Here is a 20,929-nt window from a genome sequence, read left to right as displayed (position 1 = left end):
TCGCGGGGCAGTCTTTCATCCGAAGCGCCCCACGTCCGCAACTTGTCGCAGACCGGACTTACCGTGGTGACCACGATGAGCCAAGTCCTGCCCGACGCCGCTGCCGCCGGCACCTTCGACGCGAACGCCGCCCTCGCCGCGCTCGACGGTGTCGGCACGGGCCGGTTGCTGCACGTGCGCGAGTTGGCGGGGCGTGCTCCGCGCACTGCGGGTTGGCCGGACTGGGTCAACCCGCAGGTGGCCGCCGCGATCCGCGGCGCCGGCATCGATGAGCTCTGGTCCCACCAGCGTGCGGTGGCCGACATGGCGTGGGCTGGTCACCACGTGGTCGTCAGCACCGGCACCGCGTCCGGGAAGAGCCTGGGATATCTGCTGCCGACGCTCTCGGCCGTCGCCGACGGCGCGAGCGCGCCGACCGGCAGAGGTGCCACTGCGATCTACCTGGCGCCGACCAAGGCACTGGCCGCAGATCAGGAGGCGCGCATCCGGTCGTTTGCAGTGCCCGATGTGCGAGCAGCGGTGCTGGACGGCGACACTCCCACCGACGAGCGCCGCTGGATCCGCGACCACGCGGCCCTGCTGCTGACTAACCCCGACCTGCTCCACCAAACCCTGCTACCCGGTCACGAGCGGTGGGCGTCATTCTTTCGCGCACTGCGTTACGTCGTCATCGACGAATGTCACGTCTACAAAGGGGTTTTCGGCTCTCATGTCGCCGGGGTGCTCCGTCGGCTGCGCCGCATCGCCCGTCGGTATGGCGCGGAGCCGACCTTCGTGCTGGCGTCCGCCACCATCGCCTCACCGGGTCTGCACGCCGAAGAACTCACCGGTCTGCCGGTCACGGAGGTGACCGAAGACGGGTCCCCACGGGCGCCGATGACCTTCGCCCTCTGGGAGCCCGGAGGCAAACCAGGCGGCAATGCCACTGGTGCCAGCGATGATTCGCGACGCAGCGCCGTCGCCGAGTCTGCCGACCTGATGGGTGCCCTGATCCGGCACGGGGTGCAGACACTCACCTTCGCGCGGTCCCGCGTCGGGGTGGAGGTCGTCGCCGAGATGGTCCGCGCGAGTCTGCGGTATGACGGCGCGGACTCCCCGGGCTCAGTGGCGGCATATCGGGGCGGCTATCTGCCGGAGGAGCGGCGCGAGCTCGAAAATGACCTGCGCACAGGGGTTTTGCGCGGCCTTGCCGCCACGTCTGCGCTCGAGCTCGGCATCGATGTCAGCGGACTGGACGCCGTGCTGCTCGCGGGCTGGCCGGGCACGCACGCATCGCTGTGGCAGCAGGCCGGCCGGGCAGGGCGCAGCGGGCGCACCTCCTTGGTGGTGCTGGTCGCCGCCGACGACCCGCTCGACACCTTCCTGGTGCACCACCCGGAGGCAATCTTCGACCGGGCGATCGAGACGGCGACGATCGATCCGGCGAACCCCTTCGTGCTCGCGCCACATGTGGCCGCGGCGGCCCACGAGCTGCCAGTCACCGAGGCGGACTCGGTTTACTTCGGCAAAACTCTTCGGCCTGTGCTGGATTCACTGGTATCCGGCACAGTGTTGCGTCGTCGGCCCAAGGGGTGGTTCTGGGCGCGCGACGATCGCCCGGCCGATCACTTCTCGCTACGCGGCGGCAGTGACGACGACATCCGCATCGTCGAAACGCGCACCGCGCGTGTGCTCGGCACCGTCGACGCCGCCCGCTCACACGCCGCGGTGCACACCGGAGCCGTCTACCTGCACCAAGGCCGCTCACACGTGGTCACCGAGCTCGATCTTGCGGCCACGACCGCGCACGTGGTGGTGGGTGACCCCGGCTGGTCCACGGTCGCTCGCTCGGTGTCTTCCTTCGACATACAGCAGGTTGAGCGCGAAAAGCGTTGGGGTGCAGCCCGTTTGCACTTCGGCACAATCCGGGTGCGCAATCAGGTCACGTCATTCCTGCGGATGTTGCCGTCCGGTGAAGTCATCGGTGAACACCCCCTGCAGCTCCCGGAGCGCGAGTTGGTCACCCGTGGCGTCTGGTGGACGCTCGCCGAGGAGGAGCTGCTCAACGTCGGCGTGACCGCGGATGCGCTCCCCGGTGCGTTGCACGCGGCGGAGCACGCGTCGATCGGCATGCTGCCGCTGGTCGCGCAGTCCGACCGCTGGGACGTTGGCGGCGTGTCGACCGCGCTGCACCCGGACACCGAACTGCCCACAGTCGTGGTTTATGACGGTTATCCGGGCGGTGCTGGTTTCGCCGAGCGGGCGTATGACGAGGCGGCAACCTGGCTGATGGCCACTCGCACCGCGATCGCCTCCTGCGGTTGCCCGAATGGCTGCCCCTCGTGCGTGCAGTCGCCGAAGTGCGGCAACGGCAACAACCCGCTCGACAAGACGGCCGCGGTCATCGTCCTCGACCGGGTCCTGCGCGACCGTGCTGCGGACTAGCGCGAACAAATCGAGTGCAGCCCGAGCCTGGAGCAGGCAGGATCGACCGGTGCCCAACACCACCGATCGCTGGCTGGCCAGCTACGACGAACAACTGCGTTCCGACGCCGAGATGCGCTACGCCATACAGGTCGATCGCGTCGGGCCGCTCATGCTCGGCACCTTCCGCGGCGGACGGGGCTTCGTCAGTTACGCGCCCTTCTCGGCCACCGGAGACGGGATGCTGGGTGATCTCGTCGATGCCGCGGTCGATCATTTCGCGGCGAACCCGGAGATCACCGAGTTCGAGTGGAAGACCCGCGGCCACGACAACCTGCCGGGACTCCAAAAGCTGCTGACCGAGCGCGGATTCGTGCCCGAGGACCCGGAGTCGGTGATGGTCGGCGAGTCGGAGGCATTGGCCGTCGAGGTGCCGCTGCCCGACGGTGTCACCCTGCAGCAGGTCACCGATCGCCCCGGGCTGGAGCTGATGTGCACCATGCAGGCGATCGTCTTCGCAGATCCGCCGGAGTCGATTGCGCCGCGCGTCGAGGAGCACCTGAGGGAGTTCGCCGAGGACACCACCGGCATGGAGGCGTGGGTCGCGGTGTCGGGCGGACAAGTGGTCAGCGCGGGACGGATCAACCCGGTGCCCGGCACGGACTTCGCTGGCATCTGGGGCGGTTCGACGTTACCGCAGTGGCGCGGTCGCGGGATCTACCGGGCATTGACCGCCGCTCGCGCCCGGGCCGCGCTCCGTGCCGGTAAGACCCTGATCAACAGCGACTCGACCGACTACTCGCGGCCGATCCTGGAGCGCTACGGATTCGCAAACGTGACGACCACGACGCCATACGTATGGCGGCGCGCAGTCACTCGTAGTCATTGATCGCCGCCACCTTCTGCGCCGATGGTGAGCTGTCGTCGAAGTCGTAGTCGAGCCATTCCTTGGCGAGCCGACGGGCGAGCTCCAGACCGATCACCCGCTGGCCGAGGCACAGCACCTGGGCGTCGTTCGACAGCACGGCTCGTTCCACCGAGAACGAGTCGTGCGCAGTGACCGCACGCACGCCCTTGACCTTGTTCGCCGCGATCGCGACGCCGAGACCGGTCCCGCACACGAGCAGTGCCCGATCCGCCACACCGTCGGCGACCATTCGGGCGGCCCGCACCGCGATGTGCGGGTACGCCGTGTGCCCCGACTCGTCAACGCCGACGTCGGTGGTGCTGATCACCCGGTCGTCATCGGCCAGATCGGCCTTGATGGCCTCCTTGTAGTCGTAGCCTGCGTCGTCGCTGCCGACCACGATCCGCAGTCCGTTGCTCACTTGTCGCCCTCCTTTGGGTTGGTGGTCTCGGGTAGCCAGGCGCCGAGCGCGGTGACGATCAGCGCCAGCGAGGTCGCTCCGGCGTCTGGGTGGCCGATGCTCTTCTCGGCCAGCGGCCGCGCCCGGCCGACCCGTGGTCGCAGCGTCGCGGTGCCGTCCGCCGCCCTTCGGGCTCTCTCTGCTGCGGCCGTCCACGCGATCGGAAGACCGTCCTCGACACGTGCGGAAAGTTGCTCCGAGAAGGGAATCAGCGCATCGAGCATCGTCTTGTCACCGAGTTCGGCATGGCCGAGATCGCGCACCGCATCAGTGAAGGCGCGCACCCCAGCGGCGATGTCGGCGGCCGTGTAGGACTCGCGACTGTCGGTGAGGGCGTCGCCGAATGCTTCGAGCCCGCTGCCCCAGAGCACGCCGGAAGTTCCCCCGGCCTGTTCCGCCCACGCTTGTCCGGCGCGCGAAAACAGGTGTCCGACGCCGGATTCGGCCGGCGCCCGTTCAACTGCCCGGGTGGCGGCAGTGCAGCCTTTGACCATCCCGCGTCCGTGATCGCCGTCGCCCGCGACTGCGTCGATGCGAGCCAGCTCGTCCTCGTGCTCGGTGAGAGTGCGCTGCATGACGCCGAGTGCCTTCCTCAGGCGTACGCCGAGTTGTCGAGCTGCATCCGTCGCATCCGGGGCGGGCATTTCGATCGATGCCGCTGACTCATCGGCGTCGCTGGGCGCGTGCAACTGGTCGACGCCGCTGCGCACCTTGCGATAGGCCGGGGTGTACGCATCGGCCCGCCACAGCCGCTCCAACTCCTCGTCGAGCCACATGAGTGTCAGCGAACATCCGCCCATGTCCAGACTTGTCACCAACTCGCCGACTTCCGGCTCGACAAGCTCAAGTCCGTTGTCCTGCAAGCGTTTCGAGATCAGCGACCAGAGCAGGAAGAGCTCTTCGTACTTCGTGGTGCCAAGTCCGTTGAGGATCGGAGCGACTCGACTTCCCGCCCCGTCTGGTGTGCTTCGCAACAGGTCGTCGACCAGGAGTGCGGCAAGTTCGTCGGCGGGCAGCATTGCGACATCGCGGATGCCGGGCTCGCCGTGGATGCCGAGCCCGAGGCCCAGGTGCCCATCGGGCACGGTGAACAACGGTTCGGTGGCACCGGGCATCGTGCAGCCCGAGAAGGCGACACCGAGCGTGCGGGTGTTCGCGTTCGCGGCCTGGCCCACCCGCTCGACATCTTCGAGCGACATGCCTTCGGCCGCGGCCGCACCGAGCACCTTGAACACACTGAAGTCGCCCGCGATGCCGCGTCGCTTCTCCGGCTCGTCGGCCGAGGCAATGTCGTCGGTGACGACGACGATGCGGGTGTCGATGCCTTCTTTGCGTAACCGGTCGGCGGCAAGGCCGAAGTTCATGTTGTCACCGGCATAGTTGCCGAAGCTGAAGATGATGCCTTCGCCCTGATCTGCAGCCCTGGCAACCGAATACGCCTGCGCAGTCGACGGCGAGGTGAAGATGTTGCCGACAACAGCGCCAGTCGCCAAACCCGGCCCGACGGTGCCGGCGAAGGCCGGATAGTGCCCCGAGCCACCGCCGACGACCACGCCGACCTGTGGCCGATCGGTGAGGTGGCTGACGACGCCGCCGGGGACTTGGCGCAGCCGATCGGCATAGAGCGCAGTGAATCCGGTGAGTTGATCCTCGGCGAAGCCCGCCGGGTCACGGAAGATGGAAGTCATGGGGTAGACCTTTCGACAAGGCTGTCAGTGCTGACGGCGGCCCTTTTCGTCCTGGGGCACCCGGAGGTCGCCGACCATCACGAAGGCACACGCGTAGAGGGCGACGAACGCCCACACGACGGCACTGTTGGACACAAAAGACGAAGCGCCGAGCGACTTCGCGACGTTGAGAACTATTGCCACGACTGCAGATCCGAGGAAGTACGCACCGCCGGCAGCCGTCGTGTACATCGCCATTGCGGCACCTTTGTGCTCGGGTGCCAGTGCCGGCATGATCGCGCCCATCGGCACGAACCCGGCGAGCAGGATCCCGAACACCATGCCTGCCACCACGGCGACCAGGAAGCCCCAGTCCGACCCGGCGGGCACCAGGTGCGGCACATACCACCACAACAGCAGACCGATAGAGGATCCGACGATCCCCAGCCACCGCACGGTCTGTCGCCAACCGAACCGGTCGCCGATGGCACCGAAGAAGGCGTTGAAGAGGATGTTGCCGGCATACACACAGACGGTCATGGTCAGCCAGCGCGACTGTCCCCAGCCGAGGTCGTCCGAGATGACCGCCGGCAGGATGATGAACATCCCGAACTCCGGGGCAGTGTTGATCAGTCGCACCAGAAAGCCCTTGAGGATCTTCCGGTTGTGAGCGGTGAGTCGTATCCCGGCCGTGAGCACCTGCGCCTTGGACTCACCCGCAGGAGCGATTCTCTTGAAACCATTACGGTTTCGGACCCCGAACCAGGCCAGCGAGAACCCGGCGACAACCAGCGCGATCGAGCTCCACATGGCTGCGGTCTCACCACCGAAACCGCCGCCGAAGGCAGGGATTGCGCCGATCGCCCAGAGTGACCCAAGGGTCGGCAGGCCGCCGGTGAACATCACGTAGAACCAGCCGACAGCGGTGCCGTTGCGCTCCACCGGAGTGGTGATGTTGACCCACACGAGAAAGGCGAACGCGAAAAGCGGAAAGCCGAATCCGCGCAGGGTGTACGTGATCGCGGCGAGCGGCAGACTGCCGGCGGCGGTCGACAGCAGGAACAGCACCTCGAACAACACCCAGACCACGAAGCCGAGCAACATCACCCGACGCGGACCGATCAGGTCGGCAAGGGCGCCAGACAGGTAGCTGGCGACCAACACGGACGCGCTGTAGAAGGCGATGATCACCGAAATGGTGGCTTCGGTGGAACCGAGCGCATCCTCCAGATGCGGTGTCAGGAAATTGGATTCGACACCGTTGCCGGTCATGAAGACCAGCACACCGAGAAAGCCCCAACGAAGGCTATGCGGTATGCCGATCCGATCGAGGAACGTTTCGCGGCGCCCCGTAGACGCCATCGTCAGCGCTGTCATCCCACACCGCCAGGCAGGATCGACACCTTGACCGAAGACCCGGCCGAGTCGCCCACCAGGTCGAGCGCCTGCTGGAAGTCAGCCAGCGGGAACTGGTCGGTGCAGATGCGGTCCATCGGCAACACACCGCTCTCCAGCAGCTTGATCGCCGCCGGCCAGCAGTGCGGACCGAGGTGGGCACCGAGGACGTCAAGTTCCTTGTCGTCGGAGATGATCGACCAGTCCACGGTGACGTCGTCCTTGAACACCGAGTACTCCACGAACCGACCGAGCTTGCGCAGCAGATTGATGCCCTGCCCGACCGCACTGGGGTGCCCGGTCGCCTCGATGTAGACATCGGCACCGAGCCCCTCGGTGATGTCCTTCACCCGCTGGACGGCATCCGCCTCGGTGATGTTGATGACCTCGTCCGCACCGCAGGACGTGGCCAGATCGAGCTTCGCGTCGACCGCGTCCAGCGCGATCAGTTTGAGCGGGTTCTTCTGTCGTGCGCCGGCGATCGCACCCAGCCCGATTGGTCCGGCACCCGCCACGACGACTACGTCGTCGAAGGTGACCCCCGCTCGTTCGACCGCGTGCATCGAGCAGGACAACGGCTCGGCGAACGCGGCGTGCTGGGCGGGCAGATCATGGCTGATCTTGTGTGGCAGGGCGCGGGCCGGGACGACGAGGTACTCCGCCATGGCGCCGTTGAAGTTGCGGAAGCCGAACATGTCATGGGGAGCGCACATCCAGTACGCGCCGCGCAGGCAGTACGCACACTCCCAGCAGGGCACGATCTGCTCGACGACGACCCGGTCGCCTACCTCGATGCCATGCCGCGCAGTCGCGGCCGCATCGGCCTGCACGATGGTGCCGACGATCTCGTGCCCCGGGGTGACCCCGGTTTGCGCCCAGGCCGGACGGTTCTGGTCTCCCCAGAATTTCGCGGCGCCGTGGTAACACTTCAGGTCGCTCGCGCAGACCCCCACCGCCTCGACCCGCATGAGCATCTCGCCCTCGGCGGGGGTCGGAACCTTCAGTTCCTCCAGCCGGTAGTCCTGCGGGCCGTGTACGACGACGCCCTGCATGGTGGCGGGCACGTTCTCGGTCATCTGAGCCTCCTCGGTGTGCGCTGCATCACAGCGATACCTCGAGAGTGAAGCGGCCAGGAACAAATGTCAAGAACATTGGTTCATATTGGAACAGATGTTCTGCGATCGATTTTCGCGGTATAGGCTCGGCATCGACGGCGGGGAAGAGCCCGTCGCGGAGCAGGGGTGAGCGACGGGTGCCGAAGACGAGCGCTGAATCCACCAGATTCGATCCGGCGACGGCATACGAGGCCGCGCGGCTCTATTACCTCGACCACGCGACACAAGCGGACATCGCCGGGCGACTCAACGTGTCGCGTCCAACAGTGAGCCGCCTCATTGCCGAGGCGCGACGGATCGGCTTGGTGGACATCACTATTCACCGTCCCGAGGACCTGCGCCGCGTGGCCGATGCGTCGCATGCCGACATCGCGGGGCGGCTCGGCATCCGCAAGGCCTATGTCGCCGAGGGCGACCAACGCGGCCACGAGGGAGCCGGGCTGCGCGGCCCCGTGGCCGACGCGTTGACCGACGCCGCCCTACGGCCGGGAGACGTGCTTCTGCTGTCGTCGGGCCGCACGGTCTACGAGCTCAGCCGAGCACGGGTCACGGTGCCGCCGGGCCTCGACGTCGCGCCGACTGTGGGCGGAGTCTCTGAACCCGAGGCCTGGTACCAGACCAACGAAATCGTCCGGTCATTCGCCGAACAGGCTTACGGCCGTGCGCATTTCCTCTTCGCGCCGGCTCGTCCGAGTGCGCGCATGCTGGCGACCCTGCGTGACGATGAGGACTTCACCGCGCTGACCGCGATGTGGGACCGCGCCGCCGCAGCTCTGGTCGGCATCGGTGCGCCGACCAGCTCCCGGTCCTCGATCTCACGGCACATCCCGGCCCAGGGCGACGAGTTGCAGACCGCGGTCGGCGACGTCTGCCTCAACTTCTTCGATCTGGATGGGCAGCCGCTGGAGTTCGACGGCAGCGATCGGATGGTGCGCATCTCACCCGATCAACTACGCCAGGTCCCGAGCTCGATCGCGGTGGCCGTCGGACTGGAGAAGGTCACCAGCATCGTCGGCGCGGCGGCATCCGGGATGTTCGACACCCTGGTGACCGACGCGGTCACGGCGTCCGCGGTCGCGGACTATCTGGACCGTCGACGCAACTGACCCGTGACGTTCAAAAGTCGTTATGCGTCGATGCTGCGGTCGGCGATGTCGGCGAGAGCGTGCAGGTGGTCGCGCAGCATCGGGTAGGCGGTGGTGAAGAGCTGATACATCTCGTCATACCGGGCCAGGTGCTCGGGATTCGGCTCGACGGTGCGACCGTCCTTCGCCCACACGGTCCCCGGTGCCACGTCACCGACGCCGATGGCGGCCATCAACGCGTCGCCGTAGCTCGCGCCGATCGTCTCGGACGGCACGACCTGCGGCATACCGGTGATGTCGCTCATCGCCTGCACCCAGGCGGCCGATTGGGTGCCGCCGCCGACAGCGATCAACCGACGCGCGGGTGCCGCCTGTTCGAGACGTTCCAGAATCTGCCGGGTGCCGAAGGCGATTCCTTCGTACATCGCGTGCAGGACGTGCGCACGGGTATGCCGCAACGACAAGCCGAGCATCACGCCGCGGGCGCGTGGGTCGAAGATCGGGGTGCGTTCGCCCTGAAAGTACGGCAGCACCAGCAGACCCTCGGAACCCGCAGGCACCACTTGCATTTCGCGTTGTAGCGCATCGAAGGATACGTCGCCGAAGAGTTCTCGGGCCCACGTCGTGATGCTCCCGCCGGTGGAGGTGCCGGCCGCGAGCGTCAGACTGCCTCGCTCGATCCCGACCGTCGTCCACAGCAGCGGGTCGATGCGATAGTCGGCGAGTTGCTGCACGAAGAACATCGTGGAGCCGTACATCACCATCACGTCACCGTCCCGCCGGACGCCTGCGCTGTAGGCCTCCGCCCAGGCGTCGACGGTGCCCGCACAGACCGGGGTCCCGGCCGGAATCCCGGTCGCATCCGCAGCTGCCGCGGTCACTTGCCCGACGAGCTCGTCGGACCACACCAGCCGCGGCAGCGCAAGAGCACCGGCGATGTCCGAGGCCCACGACTCATGCCATCCCTGGCTACGCATGTCGTACATCGGCGCATACTGACTCGCGGTGTGGTGGTCGAGGACGTATTCACCGGTCAGCTTCGCGACGAGATAGCTGTTGGAGCTGAAGAACCGCGACGACGCGGCATACACCTCGGGCTCGACCTCGCGGACCCAACGGATCTTTGGGCCAACTGCCTGTGAACTCAACGCCTTTCCGGCTATCTGCAGAATCTGCGCCGCCCCGAGCTCGCGGGTCAGCGCGTCGACCTGCTCCTCGGCGCGGGTGTCGACTCCATAGAGGATCGCCGGCCGGGTCGGTTGCAGCCGATCGTCGGTGAGCACCAGGCACGGACCCATGCCACTGACGCAGACCGCTCGCACTCGGTCGGCGGGGTTCCTGCCGAGCAGCTCACGGCACAGCTCGGTGAGTTCCCGCCACCAGGTGCCTTCGGCGTCGAACTCGGCGCGCCCGTGCCCCGGCAGCGACACCTTGTGGCTGCGCGACGCAGTGTCGATGACGACGCCTTCTGCGTCGGCTAGTACGGCCTTGGTGCTACCGGTGCCGATGTCGATGCCGAGGTACATGCCGATCTCCCTGCGACGTGTTGGTGTTGCGACTCAGACGAACTGGTTGATGAACCGCGTGACGTCGCGCAGTACATCCAGCTTGTTGATCTCGTTGAAGATCTCGTGACGCGCGCCGGGGTAGGACTGTGCGTGGTCACCCTCGTCGGCGATCACCCGCCAGCCCTCCTGGGTCGCGGCGTAGGGAACGAGCTGATCCGCTTTACCGTGCAGCCAGATTGCCGTCACGTCATCGAGCGCCGGGCCCTTGTTGATCCGATCGAGCTCGGTGTGAAAAGCCTGCAGTGTCGACCGCTTGAACGGCCCATGCCAGACGAGCGGGTCAGCCTCGTATGCCGCGCCGACCGCCGGATCGCGCGACAGCGTCGACGGGTCGAGCGGCGTGGGCTCGATCTCACCGGACAGCAGCCCGTCGATCACATCCCAGTGACCGAGCACGGGCGCCGACAATACGAGGCAGGCGAGCTCTGCTCCGTGCAGACCGCCGTAACGGGCCGCGATCATCCCACCCATCGAGTGGCCGATGAGCACCACTGGTAGATCTGGGTTTTCGGCCTCCGCCTGCTTGTGTAGCAGGCGGAAGTCGTCGACCACCTTGTCGAAGTCGTCGATCAACACGCGCTCGCCCTCGCTGCGACCGTGGCCGACGTGGTCGAGGCCGTAGACGATCGCTCCATCGGCGCGTAACCGGTCGGCGACGAAGCCATAGCGTCCGATGTGCTCGCCGTAGCCGTGGCAGAGCAGCGCCACATAGCGCCGCTGCTCCGGCTCCGGCCACCGCTGTGCGTGCAGTCTTCCGGCGTGACCGGACAGCTCGAACGTCGTCGGTTCGCTCATTCGGACAAACCTACCCGCCAGACCTGATGTGCCACCGAACCCGGCCCTCGGGGAACGAGGCACGAAACCTTCCGGACCCGCCCGCGCCCGCGCATTCGCGGCGGGCAGACCGGGCCAGGACGGGGTGACGGTCACCGAGACTGTGACCTCATCGCCGCTCTCGGCGCAGCTGGTCAGGTGTCCCCGGTTGGCGCTCGCGACCGAAGCCGCCACCGCACAGGCCGAACGTGCATCGAGCGGGTCCAGCAGCACCCCGGCGCCGGCCAGTGCGGCCAGGTCCGCCACCGCTCGCGCGCGATGGCTGGCGGTGACCGCGGACAGCAGCGCCAGCGCGCCGAGCAGACAGGTCAACACGACGCCGATCGCAGCAATGACCAGGACGGTGGCCGACCCTCGATCGCCAGGTCGGCACGCGGCGCGAGCGGTGCTGGGCACGACGCCCGGCTCGACGCTCACGGCGTCGTCCCCGCCGCGGGCGCCGCAGCGCCGGACTCGACTGGGGTGGTTACGGTCGCGGACAGGTCCGCTCCCCCGGTCAGCCAGCCGAACGGACCGGGCACCGGTGCGCGCACGGTCACGATGACGGTGCCGCCCGCGGCACCTGGACCGCCGCGCACCTCGACCGCGGCCCCGCCCGGGCCTGCCCGCGCACCGACCTGCCGCACCGCGGCGGCCGAGTCACCGCGAGCCGCGGCACGAGCAGCCACTCGTGCCGCGTCGACGCAACGCACCTGATCGATGCCGATCAGCACCGCGTTGAGTGCCACGACGAGCACGAAGATCAGCGCTGGCAGGGTGGCCGCGAGCTCGGCAGTGACCATGCCGGCATCGCGCGTGGCGTTGCGCCCCGCTCGCGGCCACCCGGCCGTCAGGACGCGACGCTCAGCGCGCTCTGGATGATCGCGGTCAGCGCCGATTTCACCGCTCCCGACTTCACGACAGCCATCAGCACCGCGGCGAAGGCCACCGCTGCCAGCGTGCCGACGGCGTATTCGGCCGTCGTCATCCCGGCCTCGCGGCCACGGGAGACCGCCGTCATCACCTCCAACCAGCGCCGTTGCACTCGCCGCCCAAGACGTACGTTGCGTATCGTCATCGATCTCCTCCTTGTTGAATCGCCCTCTGCGAGAGCGGTTTTCGAGCTGCCGGCTATCGACAGCACGCCTGGTCACCGGACACCACCCAGCAGGTCACCCGCCAGCACGGCGATCACCGGCACGACCGTGAGCAGTGCGAACGCGGGCAGGAAGCACAGCCCCAGTGGCACGACGACCAGCACCGAGAGCCGGCCGGCGGCCTCCTCGATGCGCCGCTGTTCGCCACGGCGCAGATCCGCTGCCGCTCGGCGCAGCAGACCTGCTGGCGGCACGCCCGCCATCCCGGCCAGCGCGAGCGCCTGTCCGGCGGGCCGCCAGCACGCGGGCAGCCCGTCCCAGGCCTTGGCCTCCTCCACACCCCACCGCAGCGCGGCCACCACCTGACGCAGCTGTCGGCCGACCACCGGGCCGCTGCGCTCGGCGACCACCTCGACGGCGGTGACCAGCGGGACTCCACTGCCCAGAGCGAGTGCGATGAGGTCAAGGGCACCCGCCACGCTCAGTAGGTCCTCTCGCGCGTCCGGCGCGGCGCGAGCGGGTTGATCGGTCTCGACGAGCGGGGCCGGGGACGAACCAGGACTCGGCCACAGCAGGGGGACCGTGGCCACCAACAGGACCGCAAACCAGACAAACCCGTTGCCGTTCATACGATCTCCGCCGATGCGCACGCTCGTCGGATCATCCGGCGCACTAACCGGCGTCCGGCGAGGATGAGCAATCCACCGAGGACGAGCACAGCGATGCCGAGGCTGCCGGCATACAACCGCCACGGGCTCACGCCGATCAGCGCGGCGATGCCTACTCCCGCCAGCGGCAGCAAGGTGAGAAGTTGCATGGTGGCGCGGGGCCCGGCGGTGACCACGTCGACTCGCCGGTCGCGATCCACCTGCTCACGCATCATCGCGCTCGCCGTCGCCAGGGAGTCTGCGACACCGCACCCCAGTTGCTCGGACAACGCCCAGGCGCGGGCGATGCTCGCGAGAGCGGGAAGTGCGTGGACGCGGTGCAGGTCTGCCCAGATCGGCGCGAGCTGCGCACCAGCCGCCGCCTCATGGGCAAGGCGTCGCAGCCCGTCCCGCAAGCTGCCGTCCTCGATCGAACCGGCGGCGAGCAGGGCTGACGTCGAGACCGCCGTCGCCGGCGCGACTCCGGCGGCGATCGCCGGCGCGATGCCTTCGAGCATCGCGGTCAGCCGGTCGATATCGGCCGTTCGACGCGACCCACGCCCGCCAATCGACAGTCGGGGCCGCCGGCTTCGCACCCGGCCACCCCCGACAGGATCAGGTATGACGGGAGTCCCGCGTGCCGGCCAGCACACCACGGCCAGCGCAGCGCACATTGCCGCCAGCGCGATCACGACTGCTCCGTCATCTGGACGTCGTCGATGCCCAGCAGCCCGGCGAGGACCGGCCACGCCTCGTCGCGGACCAGGTCCCCGCCGCGGCGATGCAGAGCCGGACGCACCCGCAGCCCACGATCGCCGCGCTCGATCACGCCGATCTCCCCCACCGTGCGTCTGCCGCCGTCGCGGCGCACCTGCACCACGACCTTGACCGCGGACGCAAGTTGCGAGCCAACGGCGTCGGTCGACATCCCCGCCAACGCACCCAGCGCGTCGAATCGGGCCAGCACATCGGAGCTGGTGTTTGCGTGCACGGTCCCGCAGCCACCTTCGTGTCCGGTGTTGAGCGCGCTCAGCAGCTCCCGCACCTCGGCGCCGCGCACCTCGCCCACGACCAGTCGATCGGGTCGCATGCGCAGCGACTGCCGGACCAGAAGGGTCAGTGAAATCTCGCCCTGTCCTTCGACATTCGCCGCGCGGCTTTCCAGCCGCACGACGTGCGGATGGGCGATCTGTAACTCCCGGACGTCCTCCACCACCACGATGCGCTCGGCGGAGGCGACCTCGCTCAGCATCGATGCCAGCAGCGTGGTCTTGCCGGTGCCCGTCCCGCCGCTGACCACGAACGCGACGCGCGCGGCGATCAGGCGGCGTAAGACGCGCAAGCCGAACGGCCCGACGGTGCCACCCATCGCCAACTGGTCCAGGGTGGGCGGCTCGCGGCGGGGCACCCGCAGGCTGAGGTGCGCGGCGTCCTCGACCAGCGGTGGGAGCACGGCGTGCAGCCGAACGCCACCCGGCAGCAACCCGTCGACGCACGGGCTGGTCTCGTCCAGGCGGCGCCCGGCGAGGGTCGCCAGCCGCACCGCAAGCCGCCGCACCGCGGCCGCGTCGCCGACCTCGACCGCGATCGACTCCAGGCCGGCACCTCGATCGATCCAGACACCCCGTGTGCCGTTGACGAGCACGTCGGTCACCCCGGGCAGCACGAGCACCGGGTCGAGCACCCCCGCGCCGAAGACATCGGAGTGCAGCCGCTCGGTGAGCGCGCTGACACTGTCCGATCCGAGCAACGCCGCGTCGACCTCGGCGAGCGCACCGACGCTGCGTTCGGTCGGCGACCGGCCGTCCCGGATCTGCGCCCACAGCGCAGCGCCGACCGGTGAACTCTCCGGACGCCCGCTCATGCCGCGGCTGCGCTCGTCAACAGGTCACGCAGAATCTCGTCACATCGGGCGGTGAACTCCGAGCGCTCCCGGGACCCGGGCGGCAACCCGCGTGTCGCGTCGGCCGACAGGTGGCGGTCGCTCGCGATGACCGCAGCGACCGGCAGCCCGAGGGAGGCCGCCACCTCAGCGACCAGACCCGCGGGCAGGTCGCGCACCACCAGCTGGGCCGAAACTCCGAGACGGTCGGCGGTCGCCCCGGCGGCCGCCAGACCGCAGGCCGTGCCGCGCGCAGCGAGGATGACCGCGTCGCACCGGCGAAGCAGCGCACGCATGGCTTCGTCCTGCAGGGCCCGGCCGACGTCGACGATCACCAGCTCGGTGACCGCCGCCAGGCCGTCGATCGCGCGCACCATCAGCTCATCGGCGACCGGGTGCCATTGCCGACCGTGCGAGAGCACCGCGGGTCCGTCCGCACGCTGCGGCAGCCGCCCGAGCAGACGCCCGCCGTCCAGCGCGCCGGACGCGCCCTGCAACTGCCGCCACCGGGCGCCCGACTCCGTCTCGAGCCCGAAGGCGACGTCGAGTCCGCCGCCCGCAGGGTCTGCGTCCACTGCCGCGACGCTGCGCCGAGCCGCGTGCGCCCGCACCGCGAGCCCGCACGTCAGGGTCGTGCCACCGGCCCCGCCACCGCCGCTGACGACGGCCACCGTCATACCTGCCGAAAGGTCCATGTGGCCGATCGTCATCCGGACGGAACCGGTCGGCCAGCCGTGCCGTCGCTATCTGTGGATGCCGGCCGGCGCACCCGTCGGGGTGTGGATGAGGGGACCGATGGGACGCGCCGGTCGGCATTCGCCAGGATCTGCCATCACATATGAAGGCCCCCGCCGGGGGGGTCGGCGGGGGCCTTCGGTGTGGCGACCCCAGGTGGGGTTGAGGCCGCACACCGGCGCTGCTACCTGGAAGGGAGCGCTTCGTGATCAAGTGTTGCCCCGGCGGGGAACCGAACTCAATGGCAGCGCCGATTCCTATAACAAATCCTGACGTTCGTCGGACTTTCAACAATCGGTAAACCCATAGGGCGAGGGCCCCGCGCTTGCAAGCGCGAGGCCCTCTGGCCGCTGCCTACCTCCGGTGACCAGGCGTGCATCCTCAAGGTTTGTCGCCCGGGCGCAAGGCCCGGAACGAGCGGTCCATACGTGGACTGTCTCCGCGTGGGTGCCGGTCTCGGTAGCGGTTGTCGTCGGACTCCCGTCCGTCGTTGATGAAGACAGGTCTACTCCGATGTGGCCCAGGTCACAAGTCTTGTATGTCGGGGCGCAGCGGCGCACAATACGCGCTGCCTCAGGGCCTTGGAGTCAGCCGTCCCGCGAGCACCGCGTCGCAGATCCGCGTCGCCTCGGCGGCCCCGGCGACGACCGCCTCGGCGCTGTGCTCCAACCAGAGACGCACACCTTCACTCCCGCCGGAGCTGTATGCCGCAAGCGCCCCCTGGTAACCGGCCGCGGACTCGCGTGCACGACCCGCCTCGATCACCACCGTGCCGGTCGGGTCGACGCCGGTCGACTGAAGGAGCAACCGCTCCAATGCCCTTGCCACCAAAGCGTTTCCGTGCACAAACGGCCGCGCACTCGCGATCTCGGCATGTGCGACCGCCGCCACGAGCACGCCGGGCGCCCCGGCCGACGACGCGATCAGGTCGACGACTCCGCGCAATCGGGCGGCGGCCTGTGCCGCGTCGGGCGCCGGGCCGAGCTCGGTGAGCTCGGCGACGCGCTCCCCCGTCATACGTGGGCGGCCGAGGGCGTCGTCCGGGACGAGTCCAGCGGCGGCCGCAGTGTGCAGTCGCGCGAGCGCCTGGGCCGGGGCGGTCCGGACCACCGACAGCAGTTGTTCGGTCTGCGCGGTTGCCTGGATCGCGCCCTGCAGAGCGGCGCCGCGGGCATCGCCACCGGGCGCTTCGTCCGCGCCACGCATCACGTCTCGCACCAGGTCGACCGGGAACTCGGCACCCTCCAGCAGCGCACTCGCGCGAGCCCCGCGCACCCGCGACTCGGCGGACGCCTCGGGCACCCGCCGACGCAGGGCGTTGTGCCAGCGCAGTTGCGTGCACGCCTCCCGCGCGCGGTCGACGGCGTCGGAGACGCCGGGCAGACCCGCGAGCGCGGTCAACGGACTGGTCGAGGCGGAAGTCATCTGTCCAGCAGCTCTTTCGGTTCGGTGGTCACGTCGCGATCGCCATGCACGATCTCGGAGTTGATGGTGCTGCGCCAGCCGGCCTTGGGGTCCCCCTGACCGGTCATCACGTTGAGCAGACCGGCGATGCGCCAGACGATGCTCGCCCCGATGAACATCAAGAAGCAGGCCAACGGGATCTCCACGACAATCGCGGACACGATCGACAGCCGCACGTCGTCCGGGTCGGCGGTGGTGATGTCGAACCACGCGTCGGCCAGCAGAAGCACACCGGTCGCGAACGAGGTCAGCACCACCAGCACCCGGCGCTTCCAGGCGAAGAACGCGGTCAGACCGAGCATCACGACCAGCAGTGCGTCGAAGCCGGTCCAGGTCAGCGCCCATGCGTGCGCGACGTATTGGTCCGGCAGCGTCAACGCCAGGTAGACGACCCATGGCAGCAGCAGTGCGGTGCAGACCGCGGTGATGGTGAGCGCGATCGCACGGCGCCGGCGCGCTCGGCGCAACTCGGTCCGGACCAGTGCCTCCAGGACGCCGCCGGTCTTCAGACGTCGTACGAGTTCGATGCGCTCGGCCGGCCGGAGCGCGGCGATCTCGTCATCGGTCAACGGCATGCCATCAATTTTGCGGCAATCTCGTGCAACGGTTGGCAGCGGACTTGATTTAGCGGTTGGGTGGAAGGAAGCCAACCGCCCGAACATAGGAGGTATTGCCGTGTCCGACGCTCCGAGCGAGGAGACCCTGGCCGCCCTGTCCCACGAAGACCGTGAGTTCCCTCCGGACCCGGCGTTCACGGCCCAGGCGAACGGAACGAAAGAACTGTTCGACCAGGCCGACGCCGATCGGGACGAGTTCTGGGCGCAGCAGGCGCGTGACCGGATCACGTGGAGCAAGGACTTCGGGCAGGTGCTCGACTGGTCGGAGGCGCCCTTCGCCAAGTGGTTCGTCGGCGGCGAGCTCAATGCGGCATACAACTGCCTTGACCGGCACGTCGAGGCCGGTAACGGCGATCGTGTCGCGTTGCACTTCATCGGCGAGCCCGACGGCGACACCAAGGACTTCACGTATGCCGAGGCACTCGATCAGGTCAAGCGCGCCGCGAACGTGCTGACCGATCTGGGCGTCCAGAAGGGCGACCGGGTCGCGATCTACCTGCCGATGATCCCCGAAGCCGTTTTCGCAATGCTCGCGTGCGCCCGCATCGGGGCGCCGCATTCTGTTGTCTTCGGCGGCTTTTCGGCCGACGCGCTGCGCTCACGCATCGCGGACGCGGAGGCGAAGGTCGTCATCACTTCCGACGGCGGTTATCGCCGTGGCAAGCCGTCAGCACTGAAACCCGCTGTGGACGAAGCGGTTTCGGGTGACACGACGGTGAGCAAGGTGCTCGTCGTGCGACGCACCGGTCAGGACACCGCCTGGAACGACGAACTCGACCTGTGGTGGCACGAGGCGCTGGAGGCCGCGAGCCCCGAACACGAAGCAGTGCCAGTCGATTCCGAGCACCCGCTCTTCCTGCTCTACACCTCCGGCACGACGGGAAAGCCCAAGGGCATCCTGCACACGACCGGCGGTTATCTGACGCAGGCGGCCTACACCAACTCGGTCGTGCACGACGTCCACCCCGAGACCGATGTCTATTGGTGCACCGCCGATGTGGGCTGGGTGACCGGTCACACCTACATCGTCTACGGCCCGATGGCCAACGGCGCGACGCAGGTGCTTTACGAGGGCACGCCGGACACCCCGCACCAGGGCCGCTGGTGGGAGATCGTGCAGGACAAGAAGGTCTCGGTGCTCTACACCGCGCCGACCGCGATCCGGACCTTCATGAAGTGGGGCAAGGAGACCCCCGCGAAGTACGACCTGTCCTCGCTGCGGGTGCTCGGGTCGGTCGGTGAGCCGATCAACCCCGAGGCGTGGGTCTGGTATCGCGAGATCATCGGCGGCGGCAAGACCCCGATCGTCGACACCTGGTGGCAGACCGAGACCGGCGCGATCATGGTGAGCGCCCTGCCCGGCGTGACCACCCTGAAGCCCGGGTCGGCGCAGGCCGCGATCCCTGGGATCAGCGTGGATGTCGTTGACGAGCAAGGCAATTCGGTCGAGAACGGCAAGGGCGGCTACCTCATCATCGACAAACCGTGGCCGTCGATGCTGCGCGGCATCTGGGGCGACCCGGAGCGCTTCAAGGAGACCTACTGGTCGCGTTATCCCGGCGTCTACTTCGCCGGCGACGGCGCCAAGCGGGACGAGCAGGGCAACATCTGGGTGCTCGGCCGGGTCGACGACGTCATGAACGTCTCCGGCCACCGGCTGTCCACCACCGAGATCGAGTCCGCACTGGTGTCGCACCCGAAGGTGGCCGAGGCCGCGGTCGTCGGCGCCACCGACGCGACCACCGGTCAGGCGGTCGTCGGGTTCGTCATCCTGCGTGGTGACGCGGCTGCCGAGGCCGAGCAGGACGGCGACGCCCTGGTGGCCGACCTGCGCAACCATGTCGCCAAGGAGATCGGCCCGATCGCCAAACCGCGGCAGATCATGGTCGTCTCCGAGCTGCCGAAGACCCGCTCGGGCAAGATCATGCGCCGTCTGCTGCGCGACGTCGCCGAGAACCGCGAGGTGGGCGACGTCAGCACGCTCGCCGACTCCTCGGTGATGGACCTGATCAAGACCGGCATGAGTGACACGAACGCCAAGGACTGAGCGACCGGCTCGTCATACCAGCGCTCCTCGCACCAACACTCGTCGCGCGAACGACGACTTGTCCACCAAACGGGGACTTGTCACGTGCTAGAGCACGTGACAAGTCCCCGTTTGACGTGACGAGTGCTACCGGTTCTAGCGGGCGAACGGCCCCACGTAGATCAGCGCTGTGTTGACCACGACGACCACCGCCCAACAAAACCACCAGCACGAGCGGCCACATCGGGTATGCCGCCAGCACGCTGCCGCCGAGCACCAGCACCTTGACCGCGATCGCAGCGGCCGGCACCTGGAAGGTCGCCTTCGGCGCGGCAAACAGCCCCCACAGGGTCAGTGCGACCGCGAGCACGAGCACCACCGCGCCGAGCCGTGCGATAACCGGCTCAGGCGCGGTCCGCCACGCCCAGGTGCCGAGCAGGGCGAGGGCGACGATCTCGATCAGGAAGGCGAGGACGTCGTTCGGGTTGATCTCGTTCGTCATACGCGGACCAACCGGAAGACCGGGTGATCCGGGATCACCGCGAGCAGTTCGGCATCGGTCGACCTCGCCGTCACGCCCTCAGGGAAGAACGCGCCGACCTCCCACGCCCACTTCTTCAGGTAGAGCCGCAGCACCGGCACCGCGTCCGCACCGTGCAACTCCTGCACGGCATAACGGTCCTCCTGCTTGCCCAGCCGCAGCCCGACCGACGGCTGCTTGCGCACATTGCGCACCCACTGCGTGATGCCGCGCGGCGCGACGAGGTAATCCGCCCCGTCGAGACGGAGCAGATTGACCGGCGTACGCCGCGGCTGCCCGCTGGTGCGCCCGGTGACGACGAGTTCGCGAGCGCCGGCGACGCTGATGCCGCGCCGCGCCAAGAACGCGACGACCGTGTTGAAGACGCGGGTGCCGATGCCCGGTCGATGGTAGGTCTGCTGCGCCATGGTCCCTCCTCCATTTTCGAGAGCAGTGCTCTCAGTGGTGGGACCAGTGAAGCACCGAGCACCGAGGTTTACAAGAGCACTGCTCTCGTTTTTGTCGCGC

General features: G+C 68.3%; 20 protein-coding genes. 4 read left to right on the top strand and 16 right to left on the bottom strand.

Annotation, left to right across the window (positions count from 1 at the left end):
• The first annotated feature begins 75 nt into the window (after positions 1–75).
• Together N2M23_RS03115 and N2M23_RS03110 are read left to right on the top strand one after the other, a co-directional pair.
• A complete protein-coding gene (locus tag N2M23_RS03115) occupies positions 76–2,424 on the top strand; it encodes a DEAD/DEAH box helicase (protein ID WP_265443195.1) in 2,349 nt (782 codons plus the stop codon).
• A 49-nt stretch (positions 2,425–2,473) separates the two neighbouring features.
• The gene (locus tag N2M23_RS03110; RefSeq protein ID WP_265443194.1) at positions 2,474–3,292 is read left to right on the top strand and encodes a GNAT family N-acetyltransferase; all 819 of its coding nucleotides are present in this window, start codon (positions 2,474–2,476) and stop codon (positions 3,290–3,292) included.
• Here the strand turns inward: N2M23_RS03110 and N2M23_RS03105 are convergent.
• Genes N2M23_RS03105 through N2M23_RS03090 form a run of 4 tightly spaced genes read right to left on the bottom strand, consistent with a single transcriptional unit; the run spans position 3,276 to position 7,908 of the window.
• The gene (locus N2M23_RS03105; RefSeq protein WP_265443193.1) at positions 3,276–3,731 is read right to left on the bottom strand and encodes a ribose-5-phosphate isomerase; all 456 of its coding nucleotides are present in this window, start codon (positions 3,729–3,731) and stop codon (positions 3,276–3,278) included. The genes N2M23_RS03110 and N2M23_RS03105 overlap by 17 nt on opposite strands.
• Entirely contained in the window at positions 3,728–5,458 is a 1,731-nt protein-coding gene (locus N2M23_RS03100; protein ID WP_265443192.1) for a dihydroxyacetone kinase family protein, read from the bottom strand. The genes N2M23_RS03105 and N2M23_RS03100 overlap by 4 nt, the downstream gene beginning before the upstream one ends.
• A 24-nt stretch (positions 5,459–5,482) precedes the next feature.
• Positions 5,483–6,814, bottom strand: a complete 1,332-nt coding sequence (locus N2M23_RS03095) for an MFS transporter (RefSeq protein WP_265443190.1) — start codon at positions 6,812–6,814, stop codon at positions 5,483–5,485.
• Positions 6,811–7,908, bottom strand: a complete 1,098-nt coding sequence (locus tag N2M23_RS03090) for an alcohol dehydrogenase catalytic domain-containing protein (protein WP_265443188.1) — start codon at positions 7,906–7,908, stop codon at positions 6,811–6,813. The genes N2M23_RS03095 and N2M23_RS03090 overlap by 4 nt, the downstream gene beginning before the upstream one ends.
• Positions 7,909–8,084: 176 nt before the next feature.
• Between N2M23_RS03090 and N2M23_RS03085 the strand changes: the two genes are divergently transcribed.
• Positions 8,085–9,053, top strand: coding sequence for a sugar-binding transcriptional regulator (locus N2M23_RS03085; RefSeq protein WP_265443186.1), 969 nt, complete (start codon positions 8,085–8,087; stop codon positions 9,051–9,053).
• Positions 9,054–9,073: 20 nt separating this feature from the next.
• Here N2M23_RS03085 and N2M23_RS03080 read toward each other — a convergent pair whose 3' ends face one another.
• The 10 genes from N2M23_RS03080 to N2M23_RS03035 all read right to left on the bottom strand — a co-directional run bounded on the left by N2M23_RS03080 (position 9,074) and on the right by N2M23_RS03035 (position 17,813).
• On the bottom strand, positions 9,074–10,558 hold the full coding sequence (locus N2M23_RS03080) for an FGGY-family carbohydrate kinase (RefSeq protein WP_265443185.1): 1,485 nt from the start codon (positions 10,556–10,558) through the stop codon (positions 9,074–9,076).
• 33 nt (positions 10,559–10,591) lie between these two features.
• The gene (locus N2M23_RS03075; RefSeq protein ID WP_265443183.1) at positions 10,592–11,851 is read right to left on the bottom strand and encodes an Rv3654c family TadE-like protein; all 1,260 of its coding nucleotides are present in this window, start codon (positions 11,849–11,851) and stop codon (positions 10,592–10,594) included.
• On the bottom strand, positions 11,848–12,216 hold the full coding sequence (locus tag N2M23_RS03070) for a TadE family type IV pilus minor pilin (RefSeq protein WP_265443181.1): 369 nt from the start codon (positions 12,214–12,216) through the stop codon (positions 11,848–11,850). Before N2M23_RS03070 ends, N2M23_RS03075 begins: the two co-directional genes overlap by 4 nt.
• A gap of 47 nt (positions 12,217–12,263) precedes the next feature.
• Complete coding sequence (locus N2M23_RS03065) at positions 12,264–12,434, bottom strand: DUF4244 domain-containing protein (RefSeq protein WP_265443881.1); 171 nt, start codon at positions 12,432–12,434, stop codon at positions 12,264–12,266.
• 129 nt (positions 12,435–12,563) lie between these two features.
• Positions 12,564–13,139, bottom strand: a complete 576-nt coding sequence (locus N2M23_RS03060; protein WP_265443180.1) for a type II secretion system F family protein — start codon at positions 13,137–13,139, stop codon at positions 12,564–12,566.
• Positions 13,136–13,849: a type II secretion system F family protein gene (locus N2M23_RS03055; protein WP_265443179.1), complete on the bottom strand. Its 714-nt coding sequence runs from the start codon at positions 13,847–13,849 to the stop codon at positions 13,136–13,138. Before N2M23_RS03055 ends, N2M23_RS03060 begins: the two co-directional genes overlap by 4 nt.
• Positions 13,846–15,021 (bottom strand): TadA family conjugal transfer-associated ATPase, encoded by a 1,176-nt coding sequence (locus N2M23_RS03050; protein ID WP_265443177.1) that lies wholly within the window; start codon positions 15,019–15,021, stop codon positions 13,846–13,848. The genes N2M23_RS03055 and N2M23_RS03050 overlap by 4 nt, the downstream gene beginning before the upstream one ends.
• Positions 15,018–15,734 (bottom strand): nucleotide-binding protein, encoded by a 717-nt coding sequence (locus N2M23_RS03045; protein WP_265443176.1) that lies wholly within the window; start codon positions 15,732–15,734, stop codon positions 15,018–15,020. Before N2M23_RS03045 ends, N2M23_RS03050 begins: the two co-directional genes overlap by 4 nt.
• Before the next feature lie 613 nt (positions 15,735–16,347).
• Complete coding sequence (locus N2M23_RS03040; RefSeq protein ID WP_265443174.1) at positions 16,348–17,199, bottom strand: Fic family protein; 852 nt, start codon at positions 17,197–17,199, stop codon at positions 16,348–16,350.
• Positions 17,196–17,813, bottom strand: a complete 618-nt coding sequence (locus tag N2M23_RS03035) for a hypothetical protein (protein WP_265443173.1) — start codon at positions 17,811–17,813, stop codon at positions 17,196–17,198. Before N2M23_RS03035 ends, N2M23_RS03040 begins: the two co-directional genes overlap by 4 nt.
• Between N2M23_RS03035 and acs the strand changes: the two genes are divergently transcribed.
• On the top strand, positions 17,812–19,902 hold the full coding sequence (gene acs, locus N2M23_RS03030) for an acetate--CoA ligase (RefSeq protein WP_425270176.1): 2,091 nt from the start codon (positions 17,812–17,814) through the stop codon (positions 19,900–19,902). The genes N2M23_RS03035 and acs overlap by 2 nt on opposite strands.
• Here acs and N2M23_RS03025 read toward each other — a convergent pair.
• The gene (locus N2M23_RS03025; RefSeq protein ID WP_265443169.1) at positions 19,865–20,383 is read right to left on the bottom strand and encodes a YrdB family protein; all 519 of its coding nucleotides are present in this window, start codon (positions 20,381–20,383) and stop codon (positions 19,865–19,867) included. The genes acs and N2M23_RS03025 overlap by 38 nt on opposite strands.
• Positions 20,380–20,829 carry a nitroreductase/quinone reductase family protein gene (locus N2M23_RS03020; RefSeq protein WP_265443167.1) on the bottom strand — a complete coding sequence of 150 codons (450 nt, stop codon included), beginning with the start codon at positions 20,827–20,829 and terminating at the stop codon, positions 20,380–20,382. The genes N2M23_RS03025 and N2M23_RS03020 overlap by 4 nt, the downstream gene beginning before the upstream one ends.
• Positions 20,830–20,929: the final 100 nt, after the last annotated feature.

The sequence above is a fragment of the Flexivirga meconopsidis genome (genome assembly GCF_026162425.1).
GTDB classification, from domain to species: domain Bacteria; phylum Actinomycetota; class Actinomycetes; order Actinomycetales; family Dermatophilaceae; genus Flexivirga; species Flexivirga meconopsidis.
This window is presented reverse-complemented; position numbering and strand designations above follow the sequence as displayed.